Here is a 10,062-nt window from a genome sequence, read left to right as displayed (position 1 = left end):
ACGCTCCTCACTTCGAAAGTCAAGCGATTGTTTTCGCTTTTCTTTCGGCGCCCACTTCGCTAGGAAGCTGGCTCATCAGGTTGGCGTGTTCCGCCGTGCTGGTAGGGGCGCATTATAGGGAGCCGCGTCGGGATGACAAGAGGAAATCTGCGAAAAATGGCACTTTTTGCCGTTTAGCGGTTCGAATGCCTATTTATCAAACAAAAAGCCCCGCATCCGCGAGGCTCAAGCCAGCAATGGCGCGGAGTTGCTATCTTTTTGACCAGAATTCACGGGCAAAACTGCGCACCTTTTCCCAATCGGTAAACTCGAGGTCCTTGCTGGTATCCGTACTGCCACCTGTGATCTTCATGATCAGCTGAATGATGCGGGTCTGCCACCAGTTGTAGCGGGAGTACTGCAGTGCGCCGGCAAACACCCCCAGGGTTCTCGGCTTCCAGGGGGAGAGACGCAGGAACTTCTTCATATAGGCATTGGTCTGCGGCGTCTGCTTCTCCGGCTTGCGCGCGGTCAGGTTGACGCAGAAGAAGGCCGCATTGGCCACCTCCAGCTGTTCATGGTGCGCATGGATAAAGCTGAGCAGGCTGGGATGGAAGTTGCCGTAACGAATGGAGGCACCGATCAATACCTTCTTGAACTTGCTGAGGTTGCACATGGGCAGAGTGTGCAGGTCATGCCTCACCACCTCGCAGCCTGGCATTTCCTCCAGCATGACATCCACGATTTTCCGTGTTTGCCCATCCCGAGAGGAATAAAGCACCAAAATCTTGTCCATACCTACCTCAACTACGCCAGAATGCGGGGGTAAACAGTACCAGAAGCGTGAAAATTTCCAATCGACCAAACAGCATGGCGACTATCAGGATCCACTGGGCCGTCGCCGATATATTGCCAAAGTTGCTGGAGACCTCGCCCAGCCCGGGCCCCACGTTGGTGAAGGCGGCTGCCACGGCCGTGAATGCGGTCACCTCGTTCAACCCTGTCATCAGCAACAGCAGCATAAAGATGAAGAACAGGATGATGTAGGTGGCAAAGTAGCCCCACACCGCCTCGACGATCCGCTCGGGCACCGCGCGGCGTCCCAGTTTGAGGGTATAGATGGCGCGTGGGTGTACCAGTCGCTTGAGCTCGCGCATCCCCTGCAGGAACAGGATCATGAAGCGCATGACCTTGATGCCGCCCCCGGTGCTGCCGGCACAACAGCCAATAAAGGCGGAGAACATCAGCAGCATGGGCAGGAAAGAAGGCCAGTCGGCATAGCTGGTCGTGCTATACCCCGTAGTTGTACCGAGGGACACCGCCTGAAACAGACCGTGGTTGAGCGCCTCCTGCCAGGTGGCGTAGTGGCCGTGGGTCAGCAAGGCGATGAAGCAAATCAGCACCAGGGTCGCCTGGATTGCCAGAAACACCTTCAATTCGGGATCGCGCAGATAGCTGCTCAAGCGGACCGGCTTGTGGGCAAACACCATGAAGTGCAGAGCGAAGTTGACGCTGGCCAGCAGCAGGAACAGCACAGTGATCAGGTTGATGGCCGGGCTGTTGAAGAAGCCGATACTGGCGTCATGGGTCGAGAAGCCCCCCACCGACAGGGTGGAGAAGGAGTGGCAGATGGCATCGAACAGCGTCATGCCGGCCAGCCAGTACGCCAGAGCGCAGAGCATGGTCAGCAACAGGTAGATGAACCAGAGTGCCTTGGCCGTCTCGGCGATGCGCGGCGTCACCTTGTTGTCCTTGACCGGTCCGGGGATCTCGGCGCGGTAGAGCTGCATGCCCCCGATACCGAGCAGCGGCAGTATGGCCACCGCCAACACTATGATCCCCATGCCACCGAGCCACTGCAGCAACTGGCGGTAGAAGAGGAAGGCCTTGGGCAGATTGTCCAACCCGGTCAGCACGGTCGCCCCCGTGGTCGTCAGGCCGGAGAAGGATTCGAAGAAGGCCTCGGAGACCGTCATGCCGGGCACCTCTCCCAGCAGAAACGGCAAGGCCCCCACGCTGCCCAGCACCACCCAGAACAGCACCACGATAAGAAAACCCTCCTTGGATCTGAGGTCTTTCTTATGATGGCGGTTGGGGAACCAGAGCAGAGCACCGAGCAGCAGGGCGATGAAGAAGGCATTGACAAACTCGGCACCGCCACCGTCACGGTACCCAAAAGCAACCATCGCGGGCAGCAGCATGGTCGAACTGAATAGCGCGACCAGCAGGCCAACGATACGAATGATGCTCAGAATCTGCATTCCGGCTCCCTCTTCAGGCTAAAAGAGCGATGGATTCTAGCCATCTAAGGGGCGAAGGGATACCCGTCCATGGGTCCGGTCGGTCAATTCTCGGTCAACCTGGGCCCAAACAGCGGATCCCCACGCAACCCGCAGGGTGACACGGGAGCCATAGTCGGCCTCCAGCAACTGGCCGTGATGGCTGCCGAGCAGCGCCTCCACCACCCCCATGTCGGCATAGTCACACTGGATGATCGAGGGTGTCTGCTGGCGCTTGACCCGGGTCTCGAGTCGCTTGAGCGCGGCGCCCACGCCACCGCCATAGGCCTTGACCAGACCGCCGGTGCCCAACAGCACGCCGCCGTAGTAACGCACCACCACTGCAGCCACCTCACCGAGTCCTGAGCCCATCAGCTGGGCCAGCATGGGCTTGCCGGCCGTCCCCGAGGGCTCACCATCGTCACTGAAACCGTAAACCTGGCTGTCCTGCGGTGCACCGGCGACAAAGGCCCAGCAGTGATGCCGGGCCCCGGGGTGTTGCTGCCTTATCTCGTTGACCCACGCCTTGGCGGCCTCGACCGTCGGGGTGTGCGCGATCAGGGTGATGAAGCGGCTCTTCTTGATCTCTTCACTCACCGCCAGCGGCGCGGCCGGAATGGCATAGTCTGCCGTCATCAGAGTCCCGCTTGTCTGGTCAGGTTCTCCACCCCGTTGGCGTGCAACACTATGTTGTCCTCGATGCGGATGCCACCAAACGGACGCAGCGCCTCCACCTTGTTCCAGTTGACCCGCTTGCCCTGCTCGCCCTGACGCAGCGGCTCCAGCAGGCTGTCGATGAAGTAGAGGCCCGGCTCTATGGTGAACACCTGGCCCACCTCCATCACCCGAGTACAGCGCAAATAGGGGAACTGGTCGGGAGCAGCCAGGTGAGTGCCGCGCTCGTCCTGCATGAAGCCGCCCGCATCGTGCACCTGCAGGCCCAGGAAATGACCCAGACCATGGGGGAAGAAGACGTTGGTCACCCCTGTGTGGATCATCTCGTCCACCGACATGTCCACCAGTTCGACCGCTTGCAGCAAGCGCGCCAGCCTGTGGTGCATCTGCAGATGCAGCTCGTTGTAACGACGACCCGGTTTGATCTCCTCGATGATCTCCTGCTGCTGCGCATCCAGTGCAGCGATCAGATCGGCAAACTCGCCACGGCGCCAGGCCCAGGTACGGGTGATGTCGGAGGCATAACCGTGAAAATCCACCCCGGCATCGATGAGGAAGGAGTGGCGCTCCGCATCCGGCACCCGCAGGGCGGAGAGATGGGTGTAGTGGAGGATGGCCGCATTGCGGTTGATGGCGACGATATTGCCGTACGGCGCCTCATTGGCCCCCTGCCCGACCGCCTTCATGTAGGCCAGATTGATCTCGAACTCGCTCGCCCCCGCCATGAAGGAATCCTTGGCCGCGACATGGCCGCGCACGCCGATGCGGTTTGCTTCGCGCAGGCACTCCAGCTCATAGGGCGTCTTGTAGGCGCGGTGATAGTGCAGATAGTTGAGCACTGCCTCCGGATTGGGCTGACCCAGCCCCAGCAACTCGGCGACCTCGAGGTGGCCCCCCAGATAGGCCCACTCCTGCTTGCCGGCGGGCAGGTGATCGGCAACCTGCTCCGGCCTCGTCAAAAAGCGGATATCGAAGAAGTCGACCCAGAAGGCATTGGGCAAATCCGCCACCTTGTGCCAGAAATCCACCGGCCGGTAGAACAGCAACACCGGCTTGTTCACGCCATCCACCAGCAACCAGCAGTGGGGGTTGTCCAGCACCGGCAGCCAGGCCTTGAAGTGCGGATTCACCTTGAAGGGATAATCCTGGTCGTCGAGGAAGATGCGGTGGGTCTGGCCGGAGTGGATGGCCAGGCCGCTGAGCCCCTGCTGTTGCAGTATGTCGCGGGTGCGCTGCTGCAAGGTATCTAGGTGCTGGGCAAAAAGTTGGCTGTAGCTGCTCATGGCGTCCTGCTCCGGGAGAAATGTGATTTCAGCATAACATCAAGCGAATCAAGGCTCGAACCGTCAAGCTATCGCTTCGTGAGGTAACGCATACGTTACAAGGCTTTTGTTATGAAACAAAAACCAACCATTAACAAATAAAAAACAATTCAATACACTGCCGGTAGATACATGCAGTCAGGGACTACTCATGCACAACCTTTGCCTGTGGCAACCGGATCAGGAACGGATTCAACAATCCAACCTCCAGCAGTTTATGGCCGAGGTCAACCGCTTCCATGGCCTGCAGCTGCACAACTATGCCCAGCTCTACCAGTGGTCGGTGGAAAAGACCACCCGCTTCTGGCCGCTGGTGTGGCAACACTGCGGCGTCAAGGGCGAGCTGGGGGACATAGTGGCAGAAAACCGCCAGGATATGCAGCGCACCCGCTGGTTCCCCGACAGCCGGCTCAACTTTGCCGAAAACCTGCTGCGCCGTCAGGATGAGAGCCCGGCCATTATCTCCCGCATCGAAGGCAGCCCAAGCCGTACCCTGAGCTGGCGTGAGCTGGCGGATCAGGTGGCCAGGCTGGCCCAGTGGCTGCGCAGCCAGGGCATAGGCAGTGGCGACGTGGTCGCCGCCTACCTGCCCAATATCCCGGAAACCGTGGTGGCCATGCTGGCAACCACCAGCCTGGGCGCTATCTGGACCTCCACCAGCCCCGACTTTGGCGAGGCCAGCGTGGTGGAGCGCTTCGGCCAGACCCGGCCGCGGGTGCTGTTTGCGGTGGACGGCTACCGCTACAACGGCAAGGCCATCGACATTCAGGACAAAGTGGCGGGCGTGGTCGGCCAGATCGACAGCATAGAGCAGACTGTGCTGATCCCGCTGCTCGGCAATCCCCTGCGGCTTGGCCACGACTGGCAGCACCTGCTGGCGAGCCAGCCGGATGCCATCCTTCGCTTCGAGCCCATGGGCTTCAACGATCTGCTCTACATCCTCTATTCGTCCGGCACCACTGGCAAGCCCAAGTGCATAGTGCACGGCATAGGCGGCACCCTGCTGCAACATCTCAAAGAGCACCAGCTGCACTGCGACATCAAGCCGGGAGAGCGGGTGTTCTACTTCACCACCTGCGGCTGGATGATGTGGAACTGGCTGGTGAGTGCGCTCGCCTCCGGCGCGACTCTGGTGCTCTATGACGGCTCCCCCTTCTATCCGGACGGTAATGTACTGTGGGATATGGCGCGCGACGAGCAGGTCGCCCTGTTCGGCACCTCGGCCAAGTATCTGGATGCCCTGCACAAGCAGGGTTATGCCCCCATCAAGACCCACGAGTTGCCGCAGCTGCGGCTCATCTGCAGCACGGGCTCCGTGCTGTCGCCGGAAGGGTTCGACTACGTCTACCAGCAGATCAAAAAAGATGTACAGCTCAGCTCCATCTCGGGCGGCACCGACATCTGCTCCTGCTTCGTCATCGGCAATCCCATCAGCCCCGTCTATCGCGGCGAGAGCCAGGGACGCGGCCTCGGCCTCGCGGTGCAGGTGTTCAACGAGGCGGGCCAGCCGGTACAGGGCGAGAAGGGGGAGCTGGTCTGCACCAAGCCATTCCCGGCCCAACCCATCGGCTTCTGGGGCGACGATAGCGGCGACAAATACCACGCCGCCTATTTCGAGCGGTTCGACAACATCTGGTGCCACGGCGACTGGATCGAGCTGACCGACACCGGCGGCATCCTCTTCTATGGTCGCTCCGACGCCACCCTCAATCCGGGGGGCGTGCGCATCGGCACCAGCGAGATCTATCGCTACGTGGAGCAGCTGGACGAGGTGGAAGAGAGCATAGTCATAGGCCAGCAGTGGCAGCAGGACGAGCGGGTGGTGCTGTTCGTCAAGCTCAAGCCCGGCCTCAAGCTGGACGAGCCACTGCGCGAGCGAATTCGCCAGCAAGTAAGGCAGCACTGCACCGCCCGCCATGTGCCCGCCCGCATACTGCAGGTGGATGCCATTCCCCGCACCAAGTCCGGCAAGATAGTGGAGCTGGCTGTGCGGGAAGTGGTGCACAACAGACCCGTCAACAACACTCATGCCCTCGCCGATCCCGAGGTGCTGAGCCAGTATCGCGACAGGCCCGAGCTGGCCAGCTGAGGGCACACAAGGTTAATAAAGGCGTCATGAGACGCCTTTATTTTGGCTGTTAGTCTGAGGCAAGCTTTTACTCGAGATCTGTTAAACAAATGTTTTAAATAGGTGTTGAAATTGTCTTCTTTTGGATCAATAGTGAGCCTCGCCCCCTGCTGGGGATAAAGGAGCAACACCCCCCACCGAGTGGGAACAAGGAGACACTCTCATGATCTACCAAGGCGAAACCCTGTCGGTCAGCTACCTCGAAAACGGCATTGCCGAACTGAGGTTTGATGCCCCGGGTTCAGTCAACAAGCTGGATCGCGCTACCCTGCTCTCACTGAGCGAAGCGATCGCCGCATTAAAACAAGAACGTGAACTAAAAGGTCTGATCCTCACCTCCGGCAAAGACGCCTTTATCGTCGGCGCCGACATTACCGAATTCCTGGAACTGTTCGATCTGCCGCAAGAAGATCTGCTCGGCTGGCTGAAAAAGGCCAACGACATCTTCAGCGCCATTGAAGATCTGCCGGTGCCGACCCTCTGTGCCATCAAGGGCCATGCCCTCGGCGGCGGCTGCGAGACCATACTCTCCACCGATTTTCGTCTGGCCGACACCAGTGCCAAGATTGGCCTGCCCGAGACCAAACTCGGCATCATGCCGGGCTTTGGCGGCACGGTTCGTCTGCCGCGCCTCATCGGCGCCGACAACGCGCTGGAGTGGATCACCACAGGCAAGGATTACCGTGCCGATGACGCCCTCAAGGTGGGTGCCGTCGATGCCGTGGTCGCTCCCGAGGCACTGCACAGCGCCGCCGTGCAGATGATAAAAGACGCCATCGCGGGCAAGCTGAACTGGCAGAGCCGCCGCGCCGCCAAGAAGGCCCCGCTGCGTCTCTCCAAGCTGGAAGCCATGATGAGCTTCAGCACCGCCGCCGGCATGGTTGCCGCCGTGGCGGGCAAACACTATCCGGCCCCCATGACGGCGGTTAAAACCGTCGAAGCCGCCGCCGGCATGAGCCGTGACGAGGCGCTCGTCGTCGAGGCACAGGGCTTTATCAAGCTGGCCAAGACAGACGTGGCCAAGGCGCTGGTCGGTATCTTCCTCAACGATCAGCACATCAAGGCGCTGGCCAAGAAGGCCGCCAAGCAGGCAGCCAAGGCCACAAGCCACGCCGCCGTGCTGGGTGCCGGCATCATGGGGGGCGGCATCGCCTACCAGTCTGCCAGCAAGGGCATTCCGGCTGTGATGAAGGACATCAACGAGAAGGCGCTGGCGCTCGGCATGGGTGAAGCCACCAAGCTGCTCAACGGTCAGCTCGAGAAGGGCCGCATCGATGGCATCAAGATGGGCCAGGTGCTCTCCGCCATCACCCCGACCCTGAGCTATGACAACGTCAAGCACGTGGATCTGGTGGTCGAAGCCGTGGTCGAGAATCCCAAGGTGAAGGCCGCCGTGCTGGGCGAAGTGGAAGGCATTATCGGTGACGACGCCGTCCTCGCCAGCAACACCTCCACCATCCCCATCTCCCTGCTGGCCAAGGGGCTGAAGCGTCCGCAGAACTTCTGCGGCATGCACTTCTTCAACCCGGTGCACCGCATGCCGCTGGTGGAGATCATCCGCGGCGAACAGACCTCCGATGAAACCATCAACCGCGTGGTGGCCTACGCCGCCGCCATGGGCAAATCGCCGGTGGTGGTCAACGACTGCCCGGGCTTCTTCGTCAACCGCGTACTCTTCCCCTACTTCTTCGGCTTCAACAAGCTGGTCGCCGATGGCGCCGACTTCGCCGCCGTCGACAAGGTGATGGAGAAAGAGTTCGGCTGGCCCATGGGCCCGGCCTACCTGCTGGACGTGGTCGGCATCGACACAGGTCACCATGCCGGTGACGTCATGGCGCAGGGCTTCCCGGCGCGCATGAGCAAGGAAGGTCGCACCGCCATCGATGTGATGTACGACGCCAGCCGCTTCGGTCAGAAGAATGGCAAGGGCTTCTACGCCTACGAGCAGGACAAGAAGGGCAAGCCGAAAAAGGTGGCCGATGTGGCCGCTTACGAGCTGCTGGCCCCCATTGCCAAGCCGAAACAGGATTTCGACAAGGAAGCCATCATAGCCCGCATGATGATCCCCATGATCAACGAGGTGGTGCTCTGCCTGGAAGAGGCCATAGTCGCCACGCCGGCCGAGGCCGACATAGCGCTGGTCTATGGTCTGGGCTTCCCTCCCTTCCGTGGTGGCGTGTTCCGCTATCTGGACACCATAGGTCTGGATCGTTACGTGGCCATGGCCGACCAGTATGCCGATCTGGGCCCGCTCTACCGCGTCAGCGACAAGCTGCGTGAGATGGCTGCCCAGGGCAAAACCTTCTACTGATTGCGGAAAGGAGATCCATTCATGAAAGACGTAGTCATTGTCGACTGTATCCGGACCCCCATGGGCCGGTCCAAGGGCGGCGCCTTCCGCAACGTGCGTGCAGAAGATCTGTCCGCGCACCTGATGAGCTCCATCCTGCTGCGCAACCCCAACCTAGACCCGAACGAAATCGAAGACATCTACTGGGGCTGCGTGCAGCAGACCCTGGAACAGGGCTTCAACATAGCCCGCAATGCGGCCCTGCTGGCCGGCATTCCCAAGCAGGTGGGGGCGGTCACCGTCAACCGTCTGTGTGGCTCCTCCATGCAGGCGCTGCACGATGCCTCCCGCGCCATCCAGGTGGGTGACGGGGACATCTTCATCATCGGCGGCGTCGAGCACATGGGCCATGTGCCCATGAGCCACGGCGTCGACTTCCACCCCGGCTTGGCCAAGTCGGTGGCCAAGGCCTCCGGCATGATGGGACTGACCGCCGAAATGCTGGGCAAGCTGCACGGCATCAGCCGCCAGCAGCAGGACGAGTTTGCCGCCCGCTCCCACCGCCGCGCCTATGCCGCGACCGTGGAAGGGCGCTTTGCCCGAGAGATCGTCGGGCTGGAAGGGCATGACGCCAGCGGCGCCCGCTTCTTCTACGACTACGACGAGGTGATCCGCCCGGAGACCACGGTCGAAACCCTGAGCCAGCTGCGCCCTGTGTTCGACCCGGTCAACGGCACTGTGACCGCCGGTACATCCTCGGCCCTGTCCGACGGCGCCTCCGCCATGCTGGTGATGAGCGCGGATCGGGCCAAGGCGCTGGGGTTGACCCCGCGCGTCAGGGTGCGCTCCATGGCCGTGGCAGGCTGTGATGCCGCCATCATGGGTTATGGCCCTGTGCCCGCCACCCAGAAGGCGCTCAAGCGTGCCGGTCTGACCATAGGCGACATAGATCTGGTCGAGCTGAACGAGGCGTTCGCCGCCCAGTCCCTGCCTTGCGTCAAGGACCTGGGACTGCTGGACGTAGCGGAAGAGAAGGTCAACCTGAACGGCGGCGCCATCGCGTTGGGCCACCCGCTGGGCTGCTCCGGCTCCCGCATCTCCACCACCCTGATCCACCTGATGGAGGAGAAGGACGCCACCCTGGGTCTGGCCACCATGTGCATAGGTCTGGGCCAGGGCATAGCAACCGTGTTCGAACGGGTGTGATGTCAACGGCTCTCCCTCCCTTCGACAGCGAGGGCGAGCCAGAATTATCTCTTTTGGGGTCGGCCTTGCCGGCCCGTCATCGAGTCTGTGGAGATCGCCACACGGGGTGATCGCCTGTCGTCGGAATCTGCGTGTTGGCCGCCCCGTTTGGGTCGGCCTTTTTTATTTACGGGACACGATATG

General features: G+C 61.2%; 7 protein-coding genes. 3 read left to right on the top strand and 4 right to left on the bottom strand.

The features are described 5' to 3' along the window. Positions 1-250 precede the first annotated feature (250 nt). From hemG to pepQ, 4 genes are read right to left on the bottom strand one after another with little or no spacing between them, the layout of a single operon-like run. Positions 251-775, bottom strand: a complete 525-nt coding sequence (gene hemG / locus AACW87_RS04390) for a menaquinone-dependent protoporphyrinogen IX dehydrogenase (RefSeq protein WP_241326664.1) — start codon at positions 773-775, stop codon at positions 251-253. A gap of 7 nt (positions 776-782) precedes the next feature. Continuing rightward, complete coding sequence (locus AACW87_RS04385) at positions 783-2,240, bottom strand: TrkH family potassium uptake protein (RefSeq protein WP_043557707.1); 1,458 nt, start codon at positions 2,238-2,240, stop codon at positions 783-785. Positions 2,241-2,276: 36 nt separating this feature from the next. Continuing rightward, positions 2,277-2,894 carry an IMPACT family protein gene (locus AACW87_RS04380; protein ID WP_241326663.1) on the bottom strand — a complete coding sequence of 206 codons (618 nt, stop codon included), beginning with the start codon at positions 2,892-2,894 and terminating at the stop codon, positions 2,277-2,279. After that, on the bottom strand, positions 2,894-4,216 hold the full coding sequence (pepQ, locus tag AACW87_RS04375) for a Xaa-Pro dipeptidase (RefSeq protein ID WP_241326662.1): 1,323 nt from the start codon (positions 4,214-4,216) through the stop codon (positions 2,894-2,896). Before pepQ ends, AACW87_RS04380 begins: the two co-directional genes overlap by 1 nt. A 190-nt stretch (positions 4,217-4,406) precedes the next feature. On the opposite strand from pepQ, the gene AACW87_RS04370 reads away from it, so the two are divergent. The 3 genes from AACW87_RS04370 to fadA all read left to right on the top strand — a co-directional run bounded on the left by AACW87_RS04370 (position 4,407) and on the right by fadA (position 9,879). After that, on the top strand, positions 4,407-6,344 hold the full coding sequence (locus tag AACW87_RS04370; RefSeq protein WP_241326661.1) for an acetoacetate--CoA ligase: 1,938 nt from the start codon (positions 4,407-4,409) through the stop codon (positions 6,342-6,344). Positions 6,345-6,546: 202 nt separating this feature from the next. Then, positions 6,547-8,694 carry a fatty acid oxidation complex subunit alpha FadB gene (gene fadB / locus AACW87_RS04365; RefSeq protein ID WP_241326660.1) on the top strand — a complete coding sequence of 716 codons (2,148 nt, stop codon included), beginning with the start codon at positions 6,547-6,549 and terminating at the stop codon, positions 8,692-8,694. Positions 8,695-8,715: 21 nt separating this feature from the next. Then, positions 8,716-9,879 (top strand): acetyl-CoA C-acyltransferase FadA, encoded by a 1,164-nt coding sequence (fadA, locus tag AACW87_RS04360; protein WP_277606885.1) that lies wholly within the window; start codon positions 8,716-8,718, stop codon positions 9,877-9,879. Positions 9,880-10,062 lie beyond the last annotated feature (183 nt).

Source organism: Aeromonas sp. MR7 (assembly GCF_963899385.1).
In the GTDB taxonomy this organism is placed as follows: domain Bacteria; phylum Pseudomonadota; class Gammaproteobacteria; order Enterobacterales; family Aeromonadaceae; genus Aeromonas; species Aeromonas bestiarum.
This window is presented reverse-complemented; position numbering and strand designations above follow the sequence as displayed.

What these genes read in the sequence shown, in the direction of transcription:
- hemG (WP_241326664.1), bottom strand. Translation starts at nt 775, where the DNA reads ATGGACAAGATTTTGGTGCTTTATTCCTCTCGGGATGGGCAAACACGG.
- AACW87_RS04380 (WP_241326663.1), bottom strand. Translation starts at nt 2,894, where the DNA reads ATGACGGCAGACTATGCCATTCCGGCCGCGCCGCTGGCGGTGAGTGAA.
- fadA (WP_277606885.1), top strand. Translation starts at nt 8,716, where the DNA reads ATGAAAGACGTAGTCATTGTCGACTGTATCCGGACCCCCATGGGCCGG.
- pepQ (WP_241326662.1), bottom strand. Translation starts at nt 4,216, where the DNA reads ATGAGCAGCTACAGCCAACTTTTTGCCCAGCACCTAGATACCTTGCAG.
- AACW87_RS04385 (WP_043557707.1), bottom strand. Translation starts at nt 2,240, where the DNA reads ATGCAGATTCTGAGCATCATTCGTATCGTTGGCCTGCTGGTCGCGCTA.
- fadB (WP_241326660.1), top strand. Translation starts at nt 6,547, where the DNA reads ATGATCTACCAAGGCGAAACCCTGTCGGTCAGCTACCTCGAAAACGGC.
- AACW87_RS04370 (WP_241326661.1), top strand. Translation starts at nt 4,407, where the DNA reads ATGCACAACCTTTGCCTGTGGCAACCGGATCAGGAACGGATTCAACAA.